Genomic DNA, 25,553 nt, shown 5'->3' with positions numbered 1-25,553 from the left:
CCTGCGCGCTCCCATGCAAGGTGGGAGCGCGCAGCCGGTCAGTGCTTGACCGGCGTCGGCAGGGTCACGAGGTTGACGTAGCCGTCCCAGAATGTCTTCTGATCCACGCCGAACACCACCTTGGCCTTCTGCGTGCCTACCGGGGCGCCTTTCTTGTAGCCCAGTGCGCGCCCGTAATCGGCGCCAAAGGTGGCGTCCACATCCACCCACAACTCGCGTGACTCGGTCACGATCTGCGGGTTGACCAGGTACAGCGCCGGCAAGCTGTCCCAGGTGAAGCTGTGGTAGCTGGGGTCCTTGTCGAACAACGGGCCGAACTCATGCTTGTACAGGTCGGCAATCGCGCCTTTCTGCGCAATCACGCGCTGGTACACCGACTTGTCGAAGGTGACCTTCTCGCACACGTCGTTGGGGAAAATCACGTGTTCGATGGGCGCGCGCAACACGATCTTCGCCGCCTCCGGGTCGAACCACCAGTTGAACTCCGCCGCCGGCGTGGTATTGCCCGGAATCTCCAGGGCGCCGCCCATGTACACGATGCGCTTGATCAGCGGCACGATGTCCGGCGCCGAGCGGATCGCCAGGGCGACGTTGGTCAGCGGGCCGACCGCCAGGATCGTCACCTGATGCGGGTTGGCCCTGACGCTGTCGACGATGAATTGCGCGGCGGTTTCCTTGCGCAGCTGGGTGTGGGTCGCCAGGCCATCCGGTGGCGCGACCAGTTGGGAGGGCGAGGTCGGTCGCGGGTTCTTGAACGCTCCCGGCCAGCCCGAGCCGAACAGGGCTTTTTCCGCCTCGTAGGTGGCGTAGTCATGCAGCAGCGGGTAGGCGGCGCCGGAATACACGCCGACCTCTTTCTCCACGCCCATGCGCTCCACGGCCTTGAGGGCGTCGACCTGTTCCTGGTCGACCCAGGCGTTGCCGCTGACCAAGGTCATGCCCAGCAGGTCGATGCGTTTTTGCGCATGCAGTTGGGCGAGCATGATGAAGGCCTGGCCGTCATCGTTGAGCACATTGAAGTCAGTGTCGAAGATGACTTTTTCCGCTGCCTGCGCGGTGCCGGCACACAGGCCGACCGCGACAAGCAAGGCACAGCGTTTCAGAAAGCCTTGCATGGTGGTTCATCCGAAAGAGTGGGTGTGATCAACGGTTCACCAGTTTCGCCGGCAAGGCGATGACCAGAAAGCTGCTGAGAATCAGGCAGCCGGCGAAAAACCACAAGGCACCCGCGCTGCTGCCTGTGACGTCGATCGCCACCCCCATCAACGAGTTGCTCACCAGGCCGGCGATATTCGCCAGCGAGCAGGCCAGGGCGAAGCCGGTAGCCGCGGCGGTGCCTTTGAGAAAGGTCGCCGGCAGGCTGAAGAACACCGGCACCGCGCCGATGATCGCCGCCGAGGCAATCGCGAACAAGGCGACGGTGGCCGCGACGTTATGGGTAAAGAACGTGCTGGTGGCCATCGCGGCGGCGCCGATGAAAAACGGCACGATGATGTGCCAGCGGCGTTCGCGGTGTTTGTCCGAACTGGCACCGATCAGCAGCATGCCCAGCAGTGCAGCGACGCTTGGCAGCGCGGTGAGGATGCCGATATGGAAAGTGTCGGTGACCCCGGCGTTGCGGATGAAGGTCGGCATCCAGAAGCCCATGGCGTAGGCGCTGAGCAGGATCGAGAAGTCGATACCGCCGAGCATCCACACTTTGAGGTTGAAGAAGCCGTCACGGAAGCTGTGCTTGCTGCCGTTGCTGTCGGCGTCGTCCTTGCGCAGCTCGGTTTCCAGCAGGGCTTTTTCTTCGTCCGACAGCCACTTGGCCTGTTGGTAGGTGTTGGGCAGTGCCCAGAACGTCAGTACGCCGAGCAGCACGCTGGGCACGGCTTCGATCAGGAACAGCCATTGCCAGCCGCGCAGGCCGGCCATGTGGTCGAAGTGGCCCATGATCCAGCCGGACAACGGCCCGCCGATCACGCTGGACAGCGGCAGGCCGATCATGAACAGCGCGATGATGCGCCCGCGCCGGTAGGTGGGGAACCAGGTAGTCAGGTAGTACAACACGCCCGGCAGGAAGCCGGCTTCGGCGGCGCCGAGCAGAAAGCGCAGGATGTAGAACTGGGTGGTGGAGGTGACCAGCATGGTGCAGGCCGACAGCAGGCCCCAGGTGATCATGATGCGCGCGATCCAGATCTTCGCACCGACCCGTTCCAGCACCAGGTTGCTCGGGACTTCAAACAGGATATAGCCGACAAAGAACAGGCCGGCGCCAAGGCCGAACGCGGTTTCGCTGAACTGCAACTGGTCGAGCATCTGCAGTTTGGCGAAACCGATGTTGATCCGGTCGAGGTACGCGGCCAGATAACAGAAACACAGGAACGGAATCAGCTTCCAGGTGATCTTGTGGTAAAGCGTGTTGACCGGGTCGGCGACCGTGGTCGCGGGCGCTGCATTCGCAATGGGCATCGGGGTGTCTCCTGGCGGTGACTTATGGTTTTATACAGCCGCTTTTCTTTCAGCACTTCGGAGTGCTGTAGAAGCGACTTCCAAAGGCAGTGTCAGAAGACTGAGGGGGCCTGGAGGCGATCACGGGTGGGAACCGGCTTGGGTGGGCGCAGACTTGCCTGCGATGACATCGACGTGGTGTAGCTGATACACCGCAGCGTCTGCATCGCGGGCAAGCCCGGCTCCCACAGGGATCGGTTCCCACAGGGGACTGCATTCCAAGGCCTGGGCCTCAGTTTTTCAAGACCGCGCTCTATGGCGCGGTTCTCGGTACCGTCTTATTGCTCCCTGAATTTGCTCATGGCCTCCTGTTTGCTCACCACGTCGCCGTACTTGCTGTCGATATCGAACAGGTTGGCTTCGTGGGGCGCGGGGTGTCGGTCGCCGACGCACTCGCGCACGACGATGGTGCGAAACCCGTGTTGCACCGCGTCCACCGCCGTTGCACGAATGCAGCCGCTGGTGGAGCAGCCGGCGAGAACCACCGTGTCGATACCCTGGGCGTGCAGCATCGGGGCCAGGCTGCTGCCAAAAAACGCACTGGCGTATTGTTTGGTGATCACCACTTCATCGGCCTGGGGCAGCACCTCGACGCAGAACGCCGCGAGCGGGTTGCCTTCGACCATGTCTTTCATCACCGGGGCCTTCTTGACCCAGATGCCGCCGTCGGCGAAATGGCCGGGATGGTAACGGATATTGGTGTGTACCACCGCAATCCCGTGCCGGCGTGCGGTGGCCAGCAGCTCGACGCTTTCGGCCACGGCGATCACCACTTCGGGGGCATAGAGCGGCGCGCCTTCGGTGGTGTAGCCCTGCATGAAGTCGATCATCAGCAGTGCGGCTTTTTTGCCGAAGCCGATACGGTTGCCCCAGACGCCTTGATAGTTGGCGTCGGCGGATTGTTCAGTCATGTTCGACCCTCATTGATGGGTGGTGCACAGGCTCTGTTTTTGTGGTGAGCGGGCTTTTTATGGTGAGCAGGCTTGTTGTCGTGAGCGGGCTTTTTTTGTGGTGAGCGGGCTTGCCCCGCGTTGGGTGGCGAAGCCGCCCCAATAGAGCCCATGAGGTCTTTCAGGCAGTCCGCGGTGCCTGGTTTCAGGGCGGCTTCGCCCCCCAACGCGGGGCAAGCCCGCTCACCACAACAAGCCTGCAGTCCACAAAAAAGCCTGCAATTCACAACAAGCCCGCTCACAACAAAACAAGCGCGCCTACCACAAAAGTCTCAGCCACTCCCTCGCTCCCTCAATAAGCACCAGACAGCAGGGCGCCCGCGCCGGGGACGATGGGTTCCAGGTCCAGGGCCTTGAGCATGGCGTAGGTGGTAGCGATGGCGGCGGTAAGCACTGGCTTGCCGGTTTGCGCCTCGACCTTGGCCACCACTGGCAGCGACTGCATCTGCACGCAGGCCGATAGCACGATCACGTCGACGCCTTCCAGGTTCATCCCGGCGACGATGGCCGGCAGGTTGGCCGGGTCGTGGCGGGCCACTTCGAGGTTGTCGGGAATCTCCAGCGCACGCCAGTCCACCACCTCGAAGCCTTCTTCACGGATGTAGTTCACCACCAGTTCGGTCAGCGGCTTCATGTACGGCGCGACAATCGCGATGCGCTTGGCACCCATCACCTTGAGGCCTTCGATCAGCGCGCCGGCACTGGTGATGACCGGGGCGTTGGCGTCGTTGTCAGCGGTGGCCTTGCGCAGGCGCTGTTCGGAATTGCGGTGGTAACCCAGGCCCATGGCCATGATCGCCACCAGGCACGCGTAGCCCAGCACGTCGACCTTGGCGTCGGACAGCTCGACGGCGCAACGGTCGGACTCGCCGTCCATGGCCGCCAGTTCTTCCTTGCGCACTTGCTTCATGCGCATGCGACTGGAGTGAAAGGTAAAACGCTCGGGCCGGATCGCCTGGCGGGCGGTGAGCATCGCCGGGATCTCGGTTTCCATGGTGGTGTTGGAACTCGGCACGATCTGGCCGATGCGGTAAGGCTTCTGCATGGTGGTCTCCATGGTTATTGTTCGAGGAAGTCGCCGAGGGCGTGGAAGAAACCGTCGAGGTCATCCCAGGGAATCATGTGTCCGGCATTCGGCACGCGGGCGACCTGGATGCCGGGTTGCAGGTCCTGGATTTCGGCAATGTCGTCATCGAGGATCACGCCCCCACGCCCGGCCACCATCAACAGGGCAGGGGCCTTCAGATGGGGCAGGTGCTGGTGGAAATCCACGCTGTGGAAGTCATTGAAGGCACGCACGATGGCGGGCTCGTAGCAGGTGTGCAGCCATTCCGCGCGCAACTGCAGCTGCTCGTCGGTCCAGGTGGCGCAGAAGGCGCGCATCGCCTCGCCATCCATGCCGACCTGCGATTGGCGGATCGCATCGACATACCACGGCAGCTTGCTCGGGTATTCGCGGCGACCCGGACCGGAGACGGGCGGGTCGATCAGCACCACGCGGTTGACGCCCTGGGGATGCAGCACGGCGCTGCGAACAGCAAAGCGCGCGCCCATCGAGTGGCCCATCAGGTGGTAGCTCTCAAGGCCGAGTGCGTCGGCAAAGGCACCGATGTCCTCGGCGCAGGTGTCGGCGCTGTAGTCCAGTTCGGGCCCGGTCGACGACAAGCCGCGACCGCGTACGTCCAGCACGTAGGTGTCGAACTGCGCGCCAAGACGCTCGGCGACGAAGCCCCAGGTGATCGCCGGGCTGGTGATGCCGGGGATCAGGATCAGCGCCGGGCCTTTGCCGCCGTAGCGCAGGTAGTGTTGGCGAATGCCGTTGGCCTGGACGTTGCCGCCGTAGAGGTAGGTGCTCACGCGGCCACCCCCGACTTCAGTTCCTGGGCATACAGGTCATAGCCATAGACCCAGGCCGGGTCTTCCTGGGTACGCAGCCAGGTGTTGGCGTTGGACACGGCCTGCACGCGGGAGGCGCGCTCCTTGCGGTTGGCTTCGTAGAGCTGGAACGCGGTGCGGTAGTCGCTGATCCCGGTTTCCTGCAGGCAGCGGGTAAGCATCGCCGCGTCTTCGATGGCCATGCCGGCGCCCTGGGCCATGTGGGGTTTCATCGGGTGGCAGGCATCGCCCAGCAGCACCAGGCGACCACGGCTCCACAGTGGCAACGGATTGCGGTTGCGCAGCGGCCATTTGGTCACGCTTTCGGTGGACTCGATCAGCGCCTGTACGGTGGGGTGGTAGCCCTTGAACGCGTCGAACATCTCTTCGCGGCTACTGTCGACGAACGCGCCCTGGAAGTCCCATTCGGCATGCGGCACGCCCGTCACGTAGTAGTACTCGTCGCGCTTGCCGGTGGTGTAATACACCATCATGTGGCGGTCTTCGGTCCACCACTTGATGCAGTCTTCGAACTTGAGGTCGTACTTGGCCAGCTGGTCGCCACGGATCAGCGCGCGGTGCGCAACCCAGCCGCTGTACAGCGGTTTTTCCACGCCGAGCAGTTCTTCGCGGATCTTTGAATTGATGCCATCGGCGCCGATCACGATGTCGGCGTAGGTCACTTCGCCGTCGGCGAAGGTCAGGCGCACCTGGGTGTCGGTTTCTTCGAGGGTTTCCAGGCGCTTGTTGAAGTGCAGGGTGCCGGGCTTGAGAGTGGACATCTGCAGCGCGTGCAGGTCGCCACGGTGCACGGTGATGTAGGACGCGCCGTAGCCGGTGAGTGGAATGCGCGAGAGGTAGTCGCCACTTTCGCCGCAGCGGCTGAACCAGTGCTCGGGGTGCGAGCCCATCAGGTCCAGCTGCTTTTCGATGCCCATGCGGCGGAAGATTTTCATGATGTTGGGGCCCATGTGGATCCCCGCGCCCAGTCGGGAAAATTCCGGCGCCTGCTCGTACACGTCCACATCGAAACCGGCTTGCTGCAACAGGGTGGCTGCAGCCGCGCCGCCCAGGCCGGCACCGACGATGGCGATTTTTTGTGTGCTTCCCATGGGGCGTGATCCTCTCTCTTGTTGATTGTCGGCGGCGTCTGTCCGCAAGGTTTTTAAAGTGTATACGCTCATATTTTGAAATGGGAAGCCCACCTTCACATTTTTATTTTTTTGCCGATATTTTCATCTGTAACGCTTTTTGCCCTTTATCTGTTGGGTTTGTGTGGAAAGGTAACGTTTTGGTGTGGTGCTTGCAGTTCGCCTTTAATTCAGGTCTTATCGTTATTAAATGGCGTATACGCTATAAAAATGCACCAGAGTGAAGCGCGATGCCTGAACGTGGTGCAGCCCCACAGGAGACAGGAAAATGCCGGTAAGCGATTGCGAACTGACCCAGATGTTTGAACACGTGCTGACGCTGTCGAAGGTCGACCCGACGCAGAGCGTCGCGGTGCTCAAGAGCCATTACTCCGACCCGCGCACCGTGCGCGCGGCGATGGATGCGGCGCAGCGCCTGGGGGCCAAGGTGTATGCGGTGGAGTTGCCATCGTTCAATCACCCACGGGCGATGGGCAATGACATGACCGCCTACTGCGGCGACACGGCGCTGACCGGCAATATCGCCGCGCAACGCGCGCTGGAAGCGGCCGACCTGATTGTCGACACCATGATGTTGCTGCATTCGCCGGAGCAGGAGCAGATCCTCAAGACCGGCACACGTATCCTGCTGGCCGTGGAGCCGCCGGAAGTGCTGGCGCGGATGCTGCCTACCGAGGAAGACAAGGTGCGTGTGCTGGCTGCCGAGCAGCTGTTGAAGCAGGCGCGCTCGATTCATGTGAAGTCGCGTGCCGGCAGCGATTTTCGCGCTGCACTGGGGCAATACCCGTCGGTGACCGAGTACGGATTTGCCGACGAGCCTGGGCGCTGGGACCACTGGCCCAGCGGCTTCCTGTTCTCCTGGCCCAACGAAGAAACCGCCGAGGGCGTGCTGGTGCTGGACATCGGCGACATCCTGCTGCCGTTCAAGACCTACACCCGCGAGAAGATCACCCTGGAGATCGAGAAGGGCTTTATTACCGGTATCCATGGGGGATTCGAGGCCGAGTACCTGCGCGACTACATGAAGTACTTCAACGACCCCGAGGTGTACGGCATCTCCCACATCGGCTGGGGCCTGCAGCCTCGGGCGCAATGGACCGCCATGGGCCTGCACGACAAGAACGACGGCATGTGCATGGACGCGCGGGCGTTCTACGGCAATTTCCTCTTCTCCACCGGGCCGAACACTGAAGTGGGCGGGACCCGCAAGACGCCGTGCCACATGGACATTCCGCTGCGCAATTGCGATGTGTACCTGGATGACCAGGCCGTCGTAATCGCCGGCGATGTGGTCGCACCGCCAGCCTCCCTGGCACGCTGAATAACCACTGTGGGAGCGGGCTTGCTCGCGAATGCGCTACGTCAGTCAACAATGCGCCACCTGGCACACCGCATTCGCGAGCAAGCCCGCTCCCACATTTCGACTGCGTTCCGGCAATGAGATCCTTGAGTCATTGCGACAACCTCGCCATCATGCTTCCCCATCGCTAGCCACCCACCGAGCTTCGCCGTGCCTGATTCCTACGTTTTTTCTGAGCAAGTTGGCCACCTGTTGCGCAAGGCTTACCAGCGTCACCTGGCGATTTTTCAGCAGAATGTCGGCGACTCCCAGCTCACCGCCGTGCAGTTCGTCACCCTGTGTGCGCTGCGCGATCACGGTGCAAGTTCGCTGACTGAACTGGTCAAGGCCACGGCAGTGGACCAGGCGACCATTCGCGGTATCGTCGAGCGGCTCAAAGCCAAGGAATTGATCACGCTTGAGCCCGACCCCCAGGACAAGCGCAAAGTTGTGGTCGACCTGTCCCCGGCTGGCGCCGAACTGGTCGCGCAAACCGCGCCGCGTGCTGCGCAGATCAGCGAGCTGACCATGAGCAACCTCAACCCCGCCGAACGCGTGGCAGTGCTGTTCCTGTTGCGCAAGATGATCGAGGATCCGCAGGAGTAGGGCGGCAGGGTTGTGAGCTGACCAGCGGTGCTCAGCAGACTTCCCTGTGGTGAGCGGGCTTGCTTGTGGTGAGCGAGCTTGCTTGTGGTGAGCGGGCTTGCCCCGCGTTGGGGCGCGAAGCGGCCCCTTTCAAGCATGCTGAGTTATTGCTGAAGAATTGCGGAGTGTGGTTTTGGGGCTGCTTCGCAGCCCAACGCGGGGCAAGCCCGCTCGCCACAAAAGAAGACTGCTCACTACAGGTAGTCTGTTAACCACTTCCCCACCATTGGCACCGTTTTTGCTCCAGGTTGATGTAGCAGCCACTTCATCAGTCAAGTGTGTCGTGAGACCCCAGGTCCGCGGCGCTTTTTTTTGACTGTTTAATGTAGTGACTACTTCACCAACTGTTACGGGCGAAGCGAATGATCAGCCAGCACATCACGGTAACGCTTGAGGTCAACGGGCAGCAAAGCGACGTCAGCGCCATGGCGGATACGCCGCTGTTGCTGGTGTTGCGCAATGACCTGCAGCTCAACGGCCCCAAGTACGGCTGCGGCCTGGGCGAGTGCGGTGCGTGCACGGTGATCATCGATGGCGTGGCGGCGCGTTCCTGTGTGTTCCCGCTGTCCGGCGCGGTGGGGCGCGAGATTGTCACCCTGGAAGGCCTCGGCACGCGCCAGGCGCCGCATCCGGTGCAGCAGGCCTTTATCGATGAGCAGGCCGCGCAATGCGGCTACTGCCTCAACGGCATGATCATGACCACCAAGGCCTTGCTCGACCGTAACCCCAACCCCAGCGAAGCCCAGGTGCGCAACGAGCTGTCGGGCAACCTCTGTCGCTGCGGCACCCATATCGAAATCCTCCGCGCGGTGCTGCGTGCCGCTCGCCTCATGACCGTGGATTGATGACCATGACCGACACTCCGCTTTCCCGTGACCAGTGGCTGGCCAAGGCCGGCGTCCTGTTGATCGTCGATGACGTGCTGCCGCCTTCGGGCCCGGTGGCCAAGGGCGGTACGCCGACCGTGAAGCCCAAGGAACTGGGGCTGTTTATCGCCGTCAACGACGACGGCCTGGTGTATGCATTCAACGGCCATGTGGATTTGGGCACCGGCATCCGCACTTCGCTGGCGCAGATCGTCGCCGAAGAACTCGACCTGGGCATGGACCAGGTGAAGATGGTGCTTGGCGACACCGAGCGCGTGCCGAACCAGGGCGCGACGATTGCCAGCGCGACCTTGCAGATTTCCGCCGTGCCCTTGCGCAATGCGGCCGCCGAAGCGCGGCGCTTCTTGCTGGCGCGGGCGGCGGGGCGCTGGGGAGTAAGCACCGCCAGCCTCAAGGTCGACGCCGGTGTGATTCAAGCGGCGGACGGGCGCACCACCACCTACGGCGAACTGGTCAGCGGCCAGCACGACCAGTTGCGCATCAGCGGCGACGCACCGCTCAAGGCCGTCGAGGATTACCGCCTGGTAGGCAAGGGCGCTGCGCGGGTGGATATCCCCGGCAAGGCCACCGGCGAACTGACCTATGTGCACGACATGCGCGTGCCCGACATGCTCCATGGGCGGGTGATCCGCCCGCCGTACGCCGGCCTGGATTGCGGCGAGTTTGTCGGCAACAGCCTGCTGCGCGTGGACGAGGCCTCCATCGCGCATATCCCCGGCATCGTCGCAGTCGTGGTGATCCGCGATTTTGTCGGCGTGGTGGCGCTGCGTGAGGAGCAGGCGATCAAGGCCGCCGAGGCGCTGCAGGTGGACTGGAAGCCTTGGAACAATGGGTTGCCGGACATGAGCGATGTGGAACAAGCCATCCGCGACAATCCACGGGTGCGCCGCACCGTCCTCGACCAGGGCAATGTCGATGAAGCGCTGGCGGGTGCCAGCCAGCGCCTGTCGCGCAGTTATTTGTGGCCTTACCAGATGCACGGTTCGATCGGCCCGTCCTGTGGCGTGGCGGACTATCAAGCCAGCGGCAGTCGCGTCTGGTCCGGCAGCCAGAACCCGCACCTGCTGCGCGCTGACCTCGCGTGGCTGCTCGAATGCGATGAGGCGCTGATCGACGTGATCCGCATGGAAGCCTCCGGCTGCTACGGGCGTAACTGCGCTGACGATGTCTGCGCCGACGCCTTGTTGCTGTCGCGCGCGGTGGGCAAGCCGGTGCGCGTGCAATTGACCCGCGAGCAGGAACACCTGTGGGAACCCAAGGGCACCGGGCAGTTGATGGACGTCGACGGCGGCCTCAACGCCGACGGCAGCATCGCCGCCTATGACTTCGAAACCAGCTACCCGTCCAACGGCGCGCCAACCCTGGCATTGCTGCTGACGGGGCGCGTGGAGCCGGTGGCGGCGATGTTCGAAATGGGCGACCGCACCTCGATCCCGCCGTACGACATCGACAACATGCGCGTGACCATCAACGACATGGCGCCCATCGTGCGTGCATCGTGGATGCGCGGCGTGTCGGCGTTGCCCAATACCTTCGCGCATGAATCCTATATCGATGAATTGGCGTTTGCCGCTGGCGTCGACCCGGTGGAATACCGCCTGCGCTACCTCAAGGACGAGCGCGCCATCGACCTGGTGAAATCCACCGCCGAACGCGCCAACTGGTCGCCGCGCACCGCGCCGATGCAGACCGCCAATCCAGACCACCTGCTGCGTGGCCGTGGCTTTGCCTACGCGCGCTACATCCACAGCAAGTTTCCCGGCTTCGGCGCGGCATGGGCGGCCTGGGTCGCGGACGTGGCGATCGACAAGCAGACCGGCGATGTGTCGGTGACGCGGGTGGTGATCGGTCATGATTCGGGGATGATGATCAACCCGGCGGGGGTGCAGCATCAGATCCACGGCAATGTGATCCAGTCCACCAGCCGCGTGCTCAAGGAGCGCGTGACCTTTGAAGAGTCGACGGTGGCGAGCAAAGAGTGGGGCGGTTATCCGATCCTGACGTTCCCGCAAGTGCCACAGATCGACGTGCTGATGATGCCGCGCCAGGACCAGCCACCGATGGGCGCCGGTGAGTCCGCCTCGGTGCCCAGCGCGGCGGCGATTGCCAACGCGATCTACGATGCCACCGGGATTCGCTTTCGCGAGTTGCCGATCACCCCGGAGCGCGTATTGGCGGCGCTGAACGCCGGGACCTTGGGTGAGCCGGCCAAGTCGCCGCAAAAACGCCGTAAATGGTGGTTCGGTGCGCTGTTCGCGAGCTTGGGCGCGTTGCTGGCCACGGCCTGGCCGTTTCACCCCGAGATCGCGCCGATAGCGCCGCCCAGCGCCGGCACCTGGTCCAAGGCCACCCTGGAACGCGGGCGCCTGCTGGCGGCCGTCGGCGATTGCGCGGTGTGCCACACGGCGCCCGGTGGCGCGACCAATGCCGGTGGGCTGGCAATGCAAACGCCGTTCGGCACGCTGTACAGCAGCAACATCACCCCGGATGTCAAAACCGGCATCGGCGCCTGGTCGTACCCGGCGTTCGAGCGAGCGATGCGCGACGGCATTGGCCGTGGTGGGCGCAACCTCTACCCGGCGTTTCCCTACACCGCGTTTCGCAATATCGACGATGCCGACATGCAGGCGCTGTATGCCTACCTGATGTCCCAGGCCCCGGTCAGCCAGGCGCCGACACCGAATGCCATGCGCTTTCCGTTCAACATCCGGCCGTTGATGGCGGGCTGGAATGCGCTGAACCTGCGGCGCGGTGAGATCACGCCACAGCCTGAACGCGGTGAGCAGTGGAACCGTGGCAACTATCTGGTCAATGGCCTGGGGCACTGCGCCGCCTGCCATTCGCCGCGTAACCTGATGGGCGCGGAGAAGGGCGGCCAGTCGTTCCTGGCAGGGGGCATAGTGGATGGCTGGGAAGCGCCGGCATTGACGGGGTTGTCCAAGGCGCCGACGCCGTGGACCGAAGAGCAGTTGTTCACCTATTTGAGCACCGGCTATTCCGATTCGCATGGGGTGGCCGCCGGCCCGATGGGCCCGGTGGTGAGTGAGTTGGCGAAGTTGCCCAAGGCGGATATCCGCGCGATGGCGGTGTACCTGGCGTCGCTGAATGGCGAGGCGGCGGCCGAGACCAAGGTCGCCGCCGCAGTGACGGTGCCGAATCCGAATGGCCGACGCGTGTTCGAGGGTTCGTGCAAGGCCTGCCATGCCGACGGCCTGGGACCGAAGCTGTTTGGGGTCAGCCCCTCATTGGCGACCAATACCAATGTGCACAGCGATCAGCCGGATAATTTGATCAAGGTGATTTTGCAAGGCATCAGCAACCCTGCGACCAAGGACCTGGGGTACATGCCGGGTTTCAAGGACAGCCTGTCGAACACGCAGGTGGCGGAACTGGTCGGCTATCTGCGCGGGCAGTTTGCGCCGAACGCGCCGGCATGGAGTGGCCTGGAGCAGAAGGTCGCTGACTTGCGTGCGAACCCCGGTACGCACTAAATAGCCCGGGCGATAAGCCGATCAACTGTGGGCGCCGGGCAAGCCCGGCTCCCACAATTGGAATGGGTTTCTACACGGAGACCGGGGTGACGCCCCGCACCACCAAGTCACTGATAAACCCCAGCCAATCCTGCTGCTGGCGCTTGTTCGACAAGTCCTCGCCGAGGAATGAGCTGAGGGTGTGGCGGTTGGAGTTATAGAAGTAGCAGAGCGAGGCGATCATCAGGTACACGTGCTTGAGGTCGACATCCTCGCGGAACACGCCCTGGGCCTGGCCGGCCTCGATGATCGGGCGCAGCACGCCGACTGCTTCCCCGGACAATCGGCGCAATTCGCCGGACTGCTGCGCGTGTTTGCCCTGGTGCAGGTTCTCGATGCTCAGGATCGCCACGAACTCCGGGTGCTTGACGTAGTAGTTCCAGATAAATGCCACCAGTTCGCGCAGGGCCTGCACTGGCGTGTCGAGGTCCAGCTTGAGCGTGCTTTCGGCTTTGTTGAACTGCTCGTAGGTGTGTTCCAGCACGCAGACGAACAGGTGCTCCTTGCTGCCGAAATAGTAATAAAGCATGCGGTCGTTGGAGTCCGCTTCCTTGGAAATACTGTCGACACGCCCGCCGGAATAGCCGTCGCGGGTAAACACCTTGATCGCCGCCTGCAGGATGCGCGCGCGTGTCTGGTCCGCCTGTTGGGCTCGGATCCCGGTCTTCTTGATTGCCATGCCAGCGCGCCTTCGACGACAGTTTGGCGCGAAATATAGCATGGGCATTTTGCCGGCCGTTCTGTGACCGACAAGTTCTGTAATAAAAACGCCATTGCACTGGGGATTAAACCCGCGACGGGCTATTTTGGTGCGTCTCAATAACTAGAGTAGCCATGGATGAAATACCAACCCTTCAGCCGTACCTTGATTGCCACTGCACTGGTGTTGACGGTCAGTGGCGTTCACGCCGCGTCCCAGGCCCCGGTGGCCGGTGAAAACGGCATGGTGGTGACGGCCCAGCATTTGGCCACTCATGTCGGTGTGGATGTACTCAAGGCCGGCGGCAACGCGGTCGATGCGGCCGTGGCAGTCGGCTATGCGCTGGCCGTGGTGTACCCGGCGGCCGGCAACCTCGGTGGCGGCGGTTTCATGACCGTGCAGCTGGCCGACGGACGCAAGACCTTCCTCGACTTCCGCGAAAAAGCCCCGTTGGCGGCCACCGCCGACATGTACCTGGACAAGGCCGGCAATGTCGTCGAAGGCCTCAGTGCCAAAGGCCACCTGGCCGTCGGCGTGCCCGGCACCGTGTCTGGCATGGAACTGGCCCTGAGCAAATACGGCACCCTCAAGCGCGCCCAGGTGATTGCCCCGGCGATCAAGCTGGCGGAAAAGGGTTTCGAGCTGGAGCAGGGTGATATCGACCTGCTGCACACCGCCACCGGCGAGTTCGAAAAAGACCAGGACATGCGCGGGATCTTCCTGCACAACGGCCAGCCGATGCAGGTCGGCCAGAAACTGGTGCAGAAAGACCTGGCCAAGACCCTCAAGGAAATCTCCGCCAAGGGCAGCGACGGCTTCTATAAAGGCTGGGTCGCCAAGGCGCTGGTGGATTCCAGCCAGGCCGGCAAGGGCATCATCACCCAGGCCGACCTCGACAAGTACAAGACCCGTGAACTGGCGCCCATCGAGTGCGACTACCGTGGCTACCACGTGGTCTCGGCACCGCCTCCGAGCTCCGGTGGCGTGGTGATCTGCCAGATCATGAACATCCTCGAAGGCTACCCGATGGCTGACCTCGGCTATCACTCGGCCCAGGGCCTGCACTACCAGATCGAAGCGATGCGCCACGCCTACGTGGACCGTAACAGCTACCTCGGTGACCCGGATTTCGTGAAGAATCCGATCGCCCATCTGCTGGACAAGGACTACGCCGCCAAGCTGCGCGCCGCCATCGAACCGCAGAAGGCCGGGGACTCCCAGGCAATCAAGCCGGGCGTGTCGCCGCATGAAGGCAACAACACCACTCACTATTCGATCGTCGACAAGTGGGGCAACGCGGTGTCGGTGACCTACACCCTCAACGACTGGTTCGGTGCGGGCGTGATGGCGAGCAAGACCGGGGTGATCCTCAACGATGAAATGGACGACTTCACCGTCAAGGTCGGCGTGCCGAACATGTACGGCCTGGTCCAGGGCGAAGCGAACGCCATCGCGCCGGGCAAGGCGCCGCTGTCGTCGATGAGCCCGACCATCGTGACCAAGGATGGCAAGGCCGTGATGGTGGTGGGCACGCCAGGTGGCAGCCGCATCATCACCGCGACGTTGCTGACCATCCTCAATGTCATCGACTACAAGATGAACATTCAGGAAGCCGTGGACGCGCCGCGTTTCCACCAGCAGTGGATGCCGGACACCACCAACCTCGAGACCTTCGCGGTCAGCCCGGACACCCAGAAGATCCTGGAGAGCTGGGGCCACAAGTTTGCCGGTCCCCAGGATGCCAACCACCTGGCCGCTATCCTGGTCGGTGCGCCATCCCTGGACGGCAAGCCGGTGGGCAACAACCGCTTCTACGGCGCCAACGATCCGCGTCGCAATACCGGTCTGTCCCTGGGCTACTGAGGCCTGAGGGGCTGATGCCGGTGGGCCAGGGACAGCGCAAGGCTGCCCTGGCTGTCGGTATCACGCGCTTGACCGACCTGGATTGAACATCTGCACGCCTTGCAGGCTCTACCCCAAGAGCCCTGCAAGGATCCGCTGCGATGAAAGCCCTGAAAATCGCCACGTTCAATATCAACGGTATTCGTGCCCGCCTGCCCAACCTGCTGCAATGGCTGGCGCGCGATCAGCCCGACATCGTCTGCCTGCAGGAACTCAAGGCGCCCGACAGCCTGTTCCCTTATGCCGACTTCGAAGCCGCCGGCTACGGGGCGATCTGCCTGGGCCAGGCGTCGTGGAATGGCGTGGCGATCCTGGCGCGCGATGCCCAGCCGCTGGAGAGCCGGCGCGGATTGCCCGGTGACGAGCACGACACGCAAAGCCGTTATCTCGAAGCCGCCGTGCACGGTGTGCTGGTCGGCTGCCTGTACCTGCCCAATGGCAACCCGCAGCCTGGGCCGAAATTCGAGTACAAGCTGGCCTGGTTCGAACGGCTGATTGCCTATGCCAAAGCGTTGCAGGCCAGTGAGCACCCGGTGCTGCTGGCTGGCGATTTCAACGTGGTGCCCACCGACCTGGACATCTACAACCCGCGCTCCTGGCTCAAGGATGCCTTGCTGCAACCGGAAAGCCGCGCCGCTTACCAGCGCCTGCTGGAGCAGGGCTGGACTGATTCCGTGCGCCATCTGTATCCCGAGGCACGGGTGTATACCTTCTGGGATTACTTTCGCCAGCACTGGCAGAAAAACGCCGGCCTGCGCATCGACCACCTGCTGCTCAACCCGGCGCTCACGCCGTACCTCAAGGATGCTGGCGTGGATGCCTGGGTGCGCAACGAGCCGCACGCCAGCGACCATGCGCCGACGTGGATTCAACTGGGCACGCGCAAAAAGCGTTAACGGCGGCGGATGATGTCCAGGGCTTCGGCTTTGCCCAGGGGCTGCTGCATGCGCTGTGAGAGGTCGGCCATGGCCTGCTGGTGTTCGCAGGCAATCACCGCTTCAACCTGGTCGTCATGGCAGAGCAGGGCGATGAAGTCATGGTGGTGCAGGTCGCCTTCCAGGTGCAGGCGGTTCCAGTGTCGCGGGTGGCCGAGCAGCTCGAAGGTCTTGTCGAAGTGGTAGGTCCAGAAGAACGGCACATCGGCATACGTTTGGGCTTCACCGAGCATGTTGCGCGCCGCCAGCACCCCCAGTTGCTGGGCCACGCGCCAGTGCTCGATGCGCGTGGGATGCTGTTGCCAGGCAAAGGTCACGTTGTCGCCGGCGGCCCACAGGCCCGGGGCTGCCTGCAGGTACGCATCGACCTGCAGTGAGTGGTCCTCGGCTTTTTGCACCCCGTCGATAAAGTCGGTGGCCGGTTGTACGCCGACGCCGATGAGCACCAGGTCGGCGGCCAGGCGGTTGCCATTTTTCAACAGCACCGTACTGACGGCGCCATGCCCATCCAGGCGTTCGGGCTCGGTATTGCTGTGGAAGATCACCCCGTGGTCTTCATGCAACTGGCGGATGGCGGCGCCAATGCGCGGCCCCAATTGCGCGGCCAGCGGGATGGCGTGGCGGCTGACCACCTGCACCACGAGGCCACGCTGACGCAGGGCCGACGCTGCCTCCAGGCCGATAAAACTGTCACCGATGATCACCGCACAGGTCGCCGAGGCCGCCGCCGCGCTGATCCGTGCAGCATCGTCGCGGCTGCGCAGCACGAACACGTTATTCAGCACGGCGCCGGGGATGTCCAGGCGCTGGGCATCGCCGCCGGTGGCCACGAGCGCGGCGTCGTAGTCGAAGTGTCGGCCGTCGACCAGTTCGATGCGTTTGGCCGCGGCGTCGAGGCGCTGCACCTCGCCGTGAATCACCACGGCCTCGTCCAGCAGGGCAGGCGTGTCATCGGCAGCCATCTGGCCGGCAATCACGAATTTGCTCAGGGCGGTGCGATCGTAGGCAGGGTTCGGTTCGCGGTCGATCCACAGCAGGCGCCCGGCAAACCCGTCGCGTTGCAGGCTGGCCACGGCCGCTGCACCTGCTGCGCCGGCACCGATCACCGCAAAGCAGCGTGAATCGTGTGGCAGTGGCGTGGGCTCGGCGCGCAGAGCGGTATCGCCGACGCTGACCACGCCATCATGCACTTGCACCGGGTATTGCTTGAGCCCGACCAGTGCCGGGGGTTCCCGCACGGCGCCACTTTCCACGGCAAAGGCCGCCTTGTGCCACGGGCACACGATATGCCCGTTGCAGATCACGCCTTGTTCGAGCGGCGCGCCAGCGTGCGGGCAGTCCGCCTCGAACGCCCGCACCTGGTCACCGACGCGCACCAGCAGCACGGGGTGGGCGGCGGTTTCGACACGAACACCACGGTTTTCGGGCAGGTTGATCAGGCGGGCAACGATGCGCATGTTCATGGGCCAATCTCCTTTAGAAGATTGACTGGCGAGCAGGACGATGGACTGCGTTGACCCGATGGTCGGTCGTTATTCCAACACTCGCGCCACGGCGGCGAAGGCTTTGGCGCGGCGTTCCTGCCAATTGCCGCCGATCACCAGGGTGGGCTGCTGGTGCTGCTCGATCCAGTCGAGGCTGGCCTGGAAGAACGCCTGTCGATCGGCCAGTTGCGGTTGGCAGCGTTGCCCGTCCGCCGTCCACTCGACGTCGTCGGGAGACAGCAGCAGGTGCAGGTCGTAATGCCGCGCCAGCAACTCATCGTCGAGCCATGCCGGGTAGTCACCGAACAGCGTCTGGCTCCAGAGTTTGTTGGTCAGCAGGTGCGTGTCGAGCATCAGCAGGCGCGGCTGCTGGGCGCGGGCGGCATCTTCCCAGGCCAGCTGGCCACGGGCGATGGCGGGGATGTCCGCGAGGGTGGTATCACGCTGGTGATGGTCGATGAAATAGCGCACGTATTCACCGACCATCAGCCCGCCGAAGTGCGCCTGCAACTCTGCTGCCAGCCAGCTTTTGCCGCTGGACTCGGGGCCGGCGAGTACGACCACTTTCATGCGTGCAACGCCGGATCGGCGCGCCATTCACGCCAGCCCTGCACGGCGATCACGGTGAACAGCGCATACAGCGCGGCGGTAAGGTACAGGCCTTTGTAGAGAAACAGCCCGACGAAGATCACATCCACGGCAATCCACAGCGGCCAGCACTGCACGCGTTTTTGCGCCATCCACATTTGCGCCACCAGGCTGAAGCCGGTGAGGGCGGCGTCCAGCCAGGGTTGGGCGGCGTCGGTCCAACGGGCCATGGCGGCGCCGAGCAACAGGCTGCCGACCGCGCCCACCGCGAGGCTGGCGATGATCGCCGGCACGCCCAGGCTGGTGACCTGGCGCCCCTGCTTGACCTCGCCGGCGCGGGTCCACTGCCACCAGCCGTAGACCTGCAGGGCCGCGTAGACGACTTGCAGGAGCATGTCGGAATACAGCTTCACGTCGAAGAATACCCAGGTGTAGAGCAACACCATGATCAGCCCGATCGGCCAGCACCAAGGGTTCTGCTTGACCGTCAGCCACACGGCAATCACCCCCAGGGCAGCGGCGAACAGTTCAAGCGCGGACATGGTGGTTCCTTGGGCGAATGGCAGAGGGCGGGGATTGTAACCAAAGATCAACCATTGTTGGAGCTGGCTTGCCGGCGATGGCGCCCTTGAGTCTCGCATGGATCCCAAGGGCCTCATCGCCGGCCAGTCGGCACCTACAGTCAGACTTTGAATTGGCGCAGCAGGCCGTCGAGTTGTTCGCTCAAGCCGCGCAACTGCACGCTGGCGGCGCTCGACTGTTCCGCCGCCAGCGCCGTGCTGTGGGACAAGCCGGCCGCCTGGGTCACGTTCTGGTTGATGTCTTCGACTACGTGCGCCTGTTGCAGGGTGGCGCTGGCAATCGAGGCATTCAGGCCGTTGAGGTTGCGCAGGGCCTGGCCGATGGCATTGAGGCTGGCCCCGGCCTGGCCGGCTTGTTCGATGGTCAGTTGCGATGCGCTGTGGCTGTCGCTGATGACCTTGACCGCCGCTTCCGAATGCCCCTGCAAACGCTCGATCATCAGTTGGATCTCGGCAGTCGACTTCTGTGTGCGCTGGGCCAGCAGGCGCACTTCGTCGGCTACCACCGCAAAGCCACGGCCTTGTTCACCAGCGCGCGCCGCTTCAATCGCGGCGTTCAGCGCGAGCAGGTTGGTCTGGTCGGCGATCGAGCGGATCACCTCCAGCACCCCGCCAATCTGCGTGCTTTCGCTGGACAGGGTGCGGATCACTTCGACGGCCTGGCGGATGGTGCCGGAGAGGTGGTCGATCTGCTGCAGGCTGCCGTCGATATTGACCTGGCCTTGCTGGGCCTGGACCTGGGCGTCGCGCATTTCGCTGGCGGCGTGTTCGGCGTTCTTGGCCACGTCCTGCACGCCATAGGTGACCTCATTGATTGCGGTGGCCACCAGTTCCATCTGCTGGGACTGCTGCTGGCTGCGAGCATGGGCCTGGGTGGCGTTGGTGCCCAGCTCCCTGGACGACTCGCCGAGCGCGTTGGCGCACACCTGCAACTGGCTGACCACCTGGCGCAGCTTGGCGGTGAAGCTGTTGAAGTGCCGGGACAGTTGGGTGACTTCGTCGTCGCCGTGGGTGTCGAGGCTGCGCGTGAGGTCGCTTTCGCCGCTGGCGATGTTGCCCATGGCGTTCACCGCTGCCTGCAATGGCTGCACGATGCTGCGGGCGATCAGCGTGACCAGCAGCGCCATGACCAGCGCGATGCCCAGGCCGATCACCGAGGCTTTCCACACCTGGCCGCTGAACTCGGCCTGCACATCATCCACGTACACGCCGGAGCCGATGATCCAGCCCCACGGCTCGAACAGCTGGATATACGAGGTTTTCGCCACCGGCGCTTCGGCGCCGGGTTTCGGCCAGCGGTAGTTGACGATGCCGGCGCCCTTGGCCTTGGCCAGGATCACGAATTCGTTGAACACCGCAAACCCGTCGGGGTCACGGATGGCCGAGAGGTTCTGGCCGTCCAGCTTGGGGTTGGCCGGGTGCATGATCATCACGGGGGTCAGGTCGTTAATCCAGAAGTAGTCGTCATGGTCGTAGCGCAAGCCACGCACCGCGCTCAAGGCCTGCTTCTGCGCAGCGTCACGGGTCATCACGCCAGTGGTTTCGAGGCTGTGATAAAACGTCAGGATGCCGCTGGCGGTCTGGACCACGTGCTGGGTCTGCTGGCGCTTGGCCTGGTACAGGTCGTCATGAATCTGCCTGAGCATCAATAAACCCAGGGCAAACAGCATCAGCACGGCGACTATCAGGATCAGCCAGAGGCGCCGACTGATCGACATATTGCGCAAACTGTTCATCGTCCTGTCACTCCGTGCTTTTTATAATTGTGGGTGCTGCATCGACTTTTACGCCTTGTCTGATAGGCTTTCGGCCTGCAATCGCAAAACCTGAGTACTGCCTGATTTTTCACGGAATTTTTGCAGGCCGGCGTTGAGAATCAACGCCGGGCCTTGGGTGTGCCCGTCAGTGAACATTAAAAGATAAACCAGGCATGCGACTGAGCATGACCTTTGGGGGAAGTATGGATTTGTGGACCGCCGCACAGGCATTGATTCTCGGCGTGGTGGAGGGGCTGACGGAGTTCTTGCCGATCTCCAGCACCGGCCACCAGATTATCGTCGCCGACCTGCTCGACTTCGGCGGCGAACGCGCCATGGCGTTCAACATCATCATCCAGCTCGGCGCGATCCTCGCGGTGGTCTGGGAGTTTCGCCGCAAGATCCTCGACGTGGTCACCGGCCTGCCGACCCAGCGCAACGCCCAGCGCTTCACGATCAACCTGTTGATCGCGTTTCTGCCGGCGGTGGTGCTCGGGGTGATCTTTGCCGACTTGATCCACCACTACCTGTTCAACCCGATTACCGTGGCCACGGCCCTGGTGGTGGGCGGCATCATCATGTTGTGGGCCGAACGGCGCCAGCATGAAGTGCACGCCGAAAGCGTGGACGAGATCACCTGGAAAGACGCGCTGAAGGTTGGGTTTGCGCAGTGCCTGGCGATGATTCCGGGCACCTCGCGCTCGGGCTCGACCATCATCGGTGGGTTGCTGTTCGGCCTGTCGCGCAAGACCGCCACCGAGTTCTCGTTCTTCCTGGCGATGCCGACCATGGTCGGTGCGGCGGTGTATTCGGGCTATAAGTACCGCGACCTGTTCCAGCCGGCTGACCTGCCGGTATTTGCGATCGGCTTTGTCACCTCGTTCATCTTCGCGATGATCGCGGTCAAGGGCCTGCTCAAGTTCATCGCCAGCCACAGTTATGCGGCGTTTGCCTGGTACCGCATTGCGTTCGGCCTGCTGATCCTGGCGACCTGGCAGTTCGGCTGGATCGACTGGGCGGCCGCCAAGGCATGATGATCCAGCACCCGCGCCTGAAGGCGCTGATCTTCGTGCTGCTGTGCGCGGCGCCCGGGTTGGGCTCGGTACTGGTGTGGCTACGCGGTGAAACGCTGATCCCGCTGGTGGCGTATGGCGTGGTCAGCGTGATCGCGTTTTTCCTCTACTGGAGCGACAAGCGCAAGGCGCGTACCGACGGCTGGCGCACCCCGGAAAACATCCTCCACGCGGTGGAACTGGCGGGCGGCTGGCCGGGGGCGCTGATCGCGCAGCAGGTGTTTCGCCACAAGACCCGCAAGGTGTCGTACCAGGTGCTGTTCTGGGTGATCGTGTTGCTGCACCAGGTGTTCTGGCTCGACCAGTTGTTCCTCGGCGGCACGCTGGTTTCAGTCCTCTAGCAACAAACCGATCTGCGTGCGCTTGGGCAGCTTGCTCACCACCAACTGGTGGGAACGCTGCAACAAGCCGCGCAGTTCCTCGGCGCCCAGCGGGTAGGGCGTGTTCATGATGATCCACTGCGCCCGCGCCAAATACGGCGCCGGGTGAATGCCCGGGCGGTCGACATGGCCAAGGAACAGCTCCTTGTCGACCTTGAACGCCAACGAGTCACCGCGCAGGTTCTGCAGGGCAAACATCTTGTTGCCGGCAATCGAGAACACCCGCACGCCACCCCATTTGTAGTCTTCCCGCGCGCCGGGCAGGCTCAGGCAGAAATCTGCGACGTGGGCTTCGGTCATCTTCATAGCAAACGATCTCCACAGCCTTTGAACCCTTCCTCGAGGTAATCGATCCAGGCGCGAATGGCCGGCAGCACGCCGCGTCGATGCGGGTACACGGCCTGCAGCCATCCCCCCGGCAGGGACCATTGCGGCAGCAGTTGCACCAGGCGGCCGCTGGCCAGTTCTTCTTCGCAGTACATCATCGGCAGCACGGTAAAGCCCAGGCCCATGATCGCGCTGGCTTTGCGCACAATGAAGTCGTCGATGCCCAGCCGGGCTTCCATCGCCAGCTCGTGCGGGTTGCCCTCGGGGTCGAGGATGCGCTGGTGTACCAGGCGATCCGCCTCCAGCGCGCCGAGTATCGGCAACTGCTTGAGGTCGTCGAGGGTAGTGACCTGGCGCCCGAGCATCAGGGCGGGGCTGGCGACCAGCACGGTCTGGGCCTGGCGCAGGCGCTTGGTCACCAGCAGCGGGTCCTCGTCACCGAGTTCGCGCACGCGCAGGGCCACGTCGATGCCTTCGGCGACCAGGTCGACGCGGCGGTTGACCAGGGTCATTTCCAGCTGGACCAGCGGGTGGGCGGCCAGAAACCCGGCCACCAGTTCCGGCAGAATGTGCTGGGCCATGCCCACCGGGCAACTCACCCGCAAGCGCCCGCGCGGTTCGCTGGACATGCTGGCGACGGCCTCATCGGCCATTTCCGCTTCCAGCAGCATGGCCTGGCAATGGCGCAGGTAGCGCTCGCCGACGGCGGTCAGGGTCAATTGGCGGGTGGTGCGCTGCAGCAGGCGCGCGCCGAGGCGTTCTTCCAGCTCGGCAATGCGCCGGGACAGGCGCGACTTGGGAATCCCCAACAGCCGCCCGGCGGCCGCAAAGCCACCGGCTTCGACGACTTTGGCGAAATAGTAGAGGTCGTTGAGGTCTTGCATGGTCGGCCTATTGTCCTGTCGATGGGACGAATCATCCGCGTCTGCGCGAGGCAAATCCACCCCGAAAAAAGCCAGCAGCAGTTGAACGCTGGTTTTTTTGCACGGATCCACTGTACTGATTGCCTATTCCTATCAGGGCGTAGCGTCAGCCGGTCTGGCGCGATACCGTGTGTTTTTGCTCTGGAGCCAGCCAGCATGGGCCGCACCGAAAGAATCATCGAGTTGATGGGCCGCCTGGCGCCTGTCGAAGGCTATAACCTGACCGCACTCGATGACGTGCGCTTCCTGCGTTCCAACCGCCCATTGCACCGCGTGCCGGTGCTCTACGATCCGGGCATCGTGATCGTGTGCCAAGGGCGCAAGCGCGGTTACCTCGGCGAGGACATCTACGTGTACGACGCCCAGCACTACCTGGTGGTGTCAGTGCCGGTGCCGTTCACCATGGAAACCGAGGCCACTGAACAAGCGCCAATGCTCGCGGTATACCTGCGCCTGGATTTCACCCTGGCGGCGGAGTTGATGCTGGCGCTGGATGACTTCCCGAGGCTGGATGAAGCCAAGCCCAGGGGCATGTACTCCTCGCCGATGGATGAGCTGCTCAGCGCGTCGCTGCTGCGCTTTCTCGAGGCCATGAGTGTGCCGATGGAGGCGCATATCCTTGGGCCCGCGCTGGTGCGCGAGATCTATTACCGGATCCTCACGGGGGAGCAGGGCGGTTCGATGCGCGCCGCGCTGAATCGCCAGGGGCAGTTCGGCAAGGTCGCGCGGGCGATTCGCAAGATCCATGGGTGTTATCACCAGCACCTGGACGTGGAGGCGCTGGCCAGGGAAGCGATGATGAGCGTGCCGAGTTTTCACGCGCATTTTCGCACCGTCACCGACACTTCGCCGATGCAGTACCTCAAGTCCACGCGCTTGCACCAGGCGCGCCTGCTGATGCTGCGCAGCGATATCACCGCGGCCACGGCCAGCACCCAGGTCGGCTATGAAAGCGCCTCGCAGTTCAGTCGCGAGTTCAAGCGCTTCTTCGGCCGCACGCCGCAGGAGGAGATCCAGTGGATGAAGCGGACGTATGCGCTGCCCGCGCCTGCGTCGGCGTCGATCTACGTGTCGTCCCATTGAGTGTGAAGCGGGCTTGAGACAGTGCACTGTCCCGCTGACGAGACGAACAGTCGCATTTCAACCCTCTAATCGATCATTGGCTTCACCTGTAGGATCAACCTCACTTGATCGCCCTGTCGCGATCCTCACTTGGAGATCCCGCATGAAACTGTTGCATATCGATTCCAGCATCCTCGGCGACAACTCGGCTTCCCGTCAGCTCAGCGCTGGTGTGGTCAAGGCCTGGCAAGCGGCCGAGCCCGGTGTGGAAGTGACCTACCGCGACCTGGCCAGCGAAGGCATCAACCACTTCTCCGGCGCGACCCTGGGCGCCCTGGGCACCGCCGCCGAACTGCGCGACGCCGCGCAAAAGCACGAGGCCGAACTGAGCGCCTCGTCGCTGGCCGAGTTCCTCGCCGCCGACGCCGTGGTGATCGGTGCGCCGATGTACAACTTCACCATTCCAACCCAGTTGAAAGCCTGGATCGACCGTATCGCGGTCGCCGGCCAGACCTTCCGCTACACCGAAGCCGGCCCGGAAGGCCTGTGCGGCAACAAGAAAGTCATCATCGTGTCCACCGCCGGCGGCCTGCATGCTGGCCAGGCGTCGGGCGCCGCCCATGAAGGCTACCTGAAATTGCTGTTTGGCTTCCTTGGCATCACTGACATCGAAGTCGTACGCGCCGAAGGCCTGGCCTACGGTGACGAAGTGCGCAGCAAGTCCTTGAGCGACGCCAACGCACAGATCAACCAACAGTTGTTCGCCGCCGCGTAAGGCTTGTGTAAATTTCGCCCCTGCCCCGTTTCAATCTGAAGCGGGGCGCCTAAACTCTGTATTCTGGCCGCCTGAAAACGACCGGAGTACGGAGTTTTTTCGTTTGCCCGCTGTCTTTACTTTGGCCCAGGTTATGCACACATGGGTTTACCACCCGGTGCGAGTACCTTGAACCATGGACTTTTCAATCAGACAT

At 63.2% G+C, this 25,553-nt stretch carries 23 protein-coding genes; 10 read left to right on the top strand and 13 right to left on the bottom strand.

What is annotated here, in order from left to right; genetic code table 11:
* Positions 1–38 precede the first annotated feature (38 nt).
* From AC07SI_RS05560 to AC07SI_RS05535, 6 genes are all read right to left on the bottom strand, one after another.
* Positions 39–1,115 (bottom strand): nucleoside hydrolase, encoded by a 1,077-nt coding sequence (locus AC07SI_RS05560; protein ID WP_282398225.1) that lies wholly within the window; start codon positions 1,113–1,115, stop codon positions 39–41.
* 28 nt (positions 1,116–1,143) lie between these two features.
* A complete protein-coding gene (locus tag AC07SI_RS05555; RefSeq protein ID WP_106804030.1) occupies positions 1,144–2,454 on the bottom strand; it encodes an MFS transporter in 1,311 nt (436 codons plus the stop codon).
* 317 nt (positions 2,455–2,771) lie between these two features.
* On the bottom strand, positions 2,772–3,404 hold the full coding sequence (locus AC07SI_RS05550; protein WP_106804029.1) for an N-carbamoylsarcosine amidohydrolase: 633 nt from the start codon (positions 3,402–3,404) through the stop codon (positions 2,772–2,774).
* A 331-nt stretch (positions 3,405–3,735) separates the two neighbouring features.
* On the bottom strand, positions 3,736–4,488 hold the full coding sequence (locus tag AC07SI_RS05545; RefSeq protein WP_010210656.1) for a maleate cis-trans isomerase family protein: 753 nt from the start codon (positions 4,486–4,488) through the stop codon (positions 3,736–3,738).
* Positions 4,489–4,502: 14 nt separating this feature from the next.
* Entirely contained in the window at positions 4,503–5,300 is a 798-nt protein-coding gene (locus AC07SI_RS05540; RefSeq protein WP_495005330.1) for an alpha/beta fold hydrolase, read from the bottom strand.
* Positions 5,297–6,430 (bottom strand): FAD-dependent monooxygenase, encoded by a 1,134-nt coding sequence (locus AC07SI_RS05535; protein ID WP_065904961.1) that lies wholly within the window; start codon positions 6,428–6,430, stop codon positions 5,297–5,299. Before AC07SI_RS05535 ends, AC07SI_RS05540 begins: the two co-directional genes overlap by 4 nt.
* A gap of 307 nt (positions 6,431–6,737) precedes the next feature.
* Here AC07SI_RS05535 and AC07SI_RS05530 point away from each other — a divergent pair, with 307 nt between their 5' ends.
* From AC07SI_RS05530 to AC07SI_RS05515, 4 genes are all read left to right on the top strand, one after another.
* Positions 6,738–7,790, top strand: coding sequence for a 2,5-dihydroxypyridine 5,6-dioxygenase (locus AC07SI_RS05530; RefSeq protein WP_106804027.1), 1,053 nt, complete (start codon positions 6,738–6,740; stop codon positions 7,788–7,790).
* 189 nt (positions 7,791–7,979) lie between these two features.
* The gene (locus tag AC07SI_RS05525) at positions 7,980–8,414 is read left to right on the top strand and encodes a MarR family winged helix-turn-helix transcriptional regulator (protein WP_065904969.1); all 435 of its coding nucleotides are present in this window, start codon (positions 7,980–7,982) and stop codon (positions 8,412–8,414) included.
* A gap of 401 nt (positions 8,415–8,815) precedes the next feature.
* The gene (locus AC07SI_RS05520) at positions 8,816–9,298 is read left to right on the top strand and encodes a (2Fe-2S)-binding protein (RefSeq protein WP_106804026.1); all 483 of its coding nucleotides are present in this window, start codon (positions 8,816–8,818) and stop codon (positions 9,296–9,298) included.
* Between the two features lie 5 nt (positions 9,299–9,303).
* Positions 9,304–12,831 (top strand): molybdopterin cofactor-binding domain-containing protein, encoded by a 3,528-nt coding sequence (locus AC07SI_RS05515; RefSeq protein ID WP_495005329.1) that lies wholly within the window; start codon positions 9,304–9,306, stop codon positions 12,829–12,831.
* A 70-nt stretch (positions 12,832–12,901) separates the two neighbouring features.
* Here AC07SI_RS05515 and AC07SI_RS05510 read toward each other — a convergent pair whose 3' ends face one another.
* Positions 12,902–13,549 carry a TetR/AcrR family transcriptional regulator gene (locus tag AC07SI_RS05510; protein WP_106804025.1) on the bottom strand — a complete coding sequence of 216 codons (648 nt, stop codon included), beginning with the start codon at positions 13,547–13,549 and terminating at the stop codon, positions 12,902–12,904.
* A 159-nt stretch (positions 13,550–13,708) separates the two neighbouring features.
* Between AC07SI_RS05510 and ggt the strand changes: the two genes are divergently transcribed.
* The gene (ggt, locus tag AC07SI_RS05505) at positions 13,709–15,433 is read left to right on the top strand and encodes a gamma-glutamyltransferase (RefSeq protein WP_495005328.1); all 1,725 of its coding nucleotides are present in this window, start codon (positions 13,709–13,711) and stop codon (positions 15,431–15,433) included.
* Between the two features lie 140 nt (positions 15,434–15,573).
* A complete protein-coding gene (locus AC07SI_RS05500; RefSeq protein WP_495005327.1) occupies positions 15,574–16,368 on the top strand; it encodes an exodeoxyribonuclease III in 795 nt (264 codons plus the stop codon).
* Here the strand turns inward: AC07SI_RS05500 and AC07SI_RS05495 are convergent.
* From AC07SI_RS05495 to AC07SI_RS05480, 4 genes are all read right to left on the bottom strand, one after another.
* Entirely contained in the window at positions 16,365–17,870 is a 1,506-nt protein-coding gene (locus AC07SI_RS05495; protein ID WP_495005326.1) for an FAD-dependent oxidoreductase, read from the bottom strand. The two genes, AC07SI_RS05500 and AC07SI_RS05495, sit on opposite strands and share 4 nt — an antisense overlap.
* A gap of 69 nt (positions 17,871–17,939) precedes the next feature.
* Positions 17,940–18,461, bottom strand: a complete 522-nt coding sequence (locus AC07SI_RS05490; RefSeq protein WP_495005325.1) for an AAA family ATPase — start codon at positions 18,459–18,461, stop codon at positions 17,940–17,942.
* On the bottom strand, positions 18,458–19,021 hold the full coding sequence (gene pnuC, locus AC07SI_RS05485; RefSeq protein WP_495005324.1) for a nicotinamide riboside transporter PnuC: 564 nt from the start codon (positions 19,019–19,021) through the stop codon (positions 18,458–18,460). Before pnuC ends, AC07SI_RS05490 begins: the two co-directional genes overlap by 4 nt.
* 140 nt (positions 19,022–19,161) lie before the next feature.
* Positions 19,162–20,796, bottom strand: a complete 1,635-nt coding sequence (locus AC07SI_RS05480) for a methyl-accepting chemotaxis protein (RefSeq protein WP_213551511.1) — start codon at positions 20,794–20,796, stop codon at positions 19,162–19,164.
* 224 nt (positions 20,797–21,020) lie between these two features.
* Between AC07SI_RS05480 and AC07SI_RS05475 the strand changes: the two genes are divergently transcribed.
* Positions 21,021–21,851 carry an undecaprenyl-diphosphate phosphatase gene (locus tag AC07SI_RS05475; RefSeq protein ID WP_106804019.1) on the top strand — a complete coding sequence of 277 codons (831 nt, stop codon included), beginning with the start codon at positions 21,021–21,023 and terminating at the stop codon, positions 21,849–21,851.
* The gene (locus tag AC07SI_RS05470; protein ID WP_065904990.1) at positions 21,848–22,231 is read left to right on the top strand and encodes a DUF1294 domain-containing protein; all 384 of its coding nucleotides are present in this window, start codon (positions 21,848–21,850) and stop codon (positions 22,229–22,231) included. The genes AC07SI_RS05475 and AC07SI_RS05470 overlap by 4 nt, the downstream gene beginning before the upstream one ends.
* On the opposite strand, the gene AC07SI_RS05465 is transcribed toward AC07SI_RS05470, so the two are convergent.
* Both AC07SI_RS05465 and AC07SI_RS05460 read right to left on the bottom strand, forming a co-directional pair.
* On the bottom strand, positions 22,220–22,576 hold the full coding sequence (locus tag AC07SI_RS05465; RefSeq protein WP_065904991.1) for an MmcQ/YjbR family DNA-binding protein: 357 nt from the start codon (positions 22,574–22,576) through the stop codon (positions 22,220–22,222). The two genes, AC07SI_RS05470 and AC07SI_RS05465, sit on opposite strands and share 12 nt — an antisense overlap.
* Positions 22,573–23,481, bottom strand: a complete 909-nt coding sequence (locus AC07SI_RS05460; RefSeq protein WP_495005323.1) for a LysR substrate-binding domain-containing protein — start codon at positions 23,479–23,481, stop codon at positions 22,573–22,575. The genes AC07SI_RS05465 and AC07SI_RS05460 overlap by 4 nt, the downstream gene beginning before the upstream one ends.
* Before the next feature lie 195 nt (positions 23,482–23,676).
* Between AC07SI_RS05460 and AC07SI_RS05455 the strand changes: the two genes are divergently transcribed.
* The gene (locus AC07SI_RS05455) at positions 23,677–24,603 is read left to right on the top strand and encodes an AraC family transcriptional regulator (RefSeq protein WP_495005322.1); all 927 of its coding nucleotides are present in this window, start codon (positions 23,677–23,679) and stop codon (positions 24,601–24,603) included.
* A gap of 142 nt (positions 24,604–24,745) precedes the next feature.
* Positions 24,746–25,357: an FMN-dependent NADH-azoreductase gene (locus AC07SI_RS05450; RefSeq protein ID WP_065904993.1), complete on the top strand. Its 612-nt coding sequence runs from the start codon at positions 24,746–24,748 to the stop codon at positions 25,355–25,357.
* The last annotated feature ends 196 nt before the right edge of the window (positions 25,358–25,553 follow it).

The sequence above is a fragment of the Pseudomonas sp. GW821-FHT05D12 genome (assembly GCF_059419825.1).
Note: the sequence above shows the minus strand (reverse complement) of the source record. Positions and strands in the feature narration are given on the sequence as shown.

Coding starts and splice junctions, on each gene's coding strand:
- AC07SI_RS05560 (WP_282398225.1), bottom strand. CDS start 1,115: ATGCAAGGCTTTCTGAAACGCTGTGCCTTGCTTGTCGCGGTCGGCCTG.
- AC07SI_RS05555 (WP_106804030.1), bottom strand. CDS start 2,454: ATGCCCATTGCGAATGCAGCGCCCGCGACCACGGTCGCCGACCCGGTC.
- AC07SI_RS05550 (WP_106804029.1), bottom strand. CDS start 3,404: ATGACTGAACAATCCGCCGACGCCAACTATCAAGGCGTCTGGGGCAAC.
- AC07SI_RS05545 (WP_010210656.1), bottom strand. CDS start 4,488: ATGCAGAAGCCTTACCGCATCGGCCAGATCGTGCCGAGTTCCAACACC.
- AC07SI_RS05535 (WP_065904961.1), bottom strand. CDS start 6,430: ATGGGAAGCACACAAAAAATCGCCATCGTCGGTGCCGGCCTGGGCGGC.
- AC07SI_RS05530 (WP_106804027.1), top strand. CDS start 6,738: ATGCCGGTAAGCGATTGCGAACTGACCCAGATGTTTGAACACGTGCTG.
- AC07SI_RS05520 (WP_106804026.1), top strand. CDS start 8,816: ATGATCAGCCAGCACATCACGGTAACGCTTGAGGTCAACGGGCAGCAA.
- AC07SI_RS05515 (WP_495005329.1), top strand. CDS start 9,304: ATGACCGACACTCCGCTTTCCCGTGACCAGTGGCTGGCCAAGGCCGGC.
- AC07SI_RS05510 (WP_106804025.1), bottom strand. CDS start 13,549: ATGGCAATCAAGAAGACCGGGATCCGAGCCCAACAGGCGGACCAGACA.
- ggt (WP_495005328.1), top strand. CDS start 13,709: ATGAAATACCAACCCTTCAGCCGTACCTTGATTGCCACTGCACTGGTG.
- AC07SI_RS05500 (WP_495005327.1), top strand. CDS start 15,574: ATGAAAGCCCTGAAAATCGCCACGTTCAATATCAACGGTATTCGTGCC.
- AC07SI_RS05495 (WP_495005326.1), bottom strand. CDS start 17,870: ATGAACATGCGCATCGTTGCCCGCCTGATCAACCTGCCCGAAAACCGT.
- AC07SI_RS05490 (WP_495005325.1), bottom strand. CDS start 18,461: ATGAAAGTGGTCGTACTCGCCGGCCCCGAGTCCAGCGGCAAAAGCTGG.
- pnuC (WP_495005324.1), bottom strand. CDS start 19,021: ATGTCCGCGCTTGAACTGTTCGCCGCTGCCCTGGGGGTGATTGCCGTG.
- AC07SI_RS05480 (WP_213551511.1), bottom strand. CDS start 20,796: ATGAACAGTTTGCGCAATATGTCGATCAGTCGGCGCCTCTGGCTGATC.
- AC07SI_RS05475 (WP_106804019.1), top strand. CDS start 21,021: ATGGATTTGTGGACCGCCGCACAGGCATTGATTCTCGGCGTGGTGGAG.
- AC07SI_RS05470 (WP_065904990.1), top strand. CDS start 21,848: ATGATGATCCAGCACCCGCGCCTGAAGGCGCTGATCTTCGTGCTGCTG.
- AC07SI_RS05465 (WP_065904991.1), bottom strand. CDS start 22,576: ATGAAGATGACCGAAGCCCACGTCGCAGATTTCTGCCTGAGCCTGCCC.
- AC07SI_RS05460 (WP_495005323.1), bottom strand. CDS start 23,481: ATGCAAGACCTCAACGACCTCTACTATTTCGCCAAAGTCGTCGAAGCC.
- AC07SI_RS05455 (WP_495005322.1), top strand. CDS start 23,677: ATGGGCCGCACCGAAAGAATCATCGAGTTGATGGGCCGCCTGGCGCCT.
- AC07SI_RS05450 (WP_065904993.1), top strand. CDS start 24,746: ATGAAACTGTTGCATATCGATTCCAGCATCCTCGGCGACAACTCGGCT.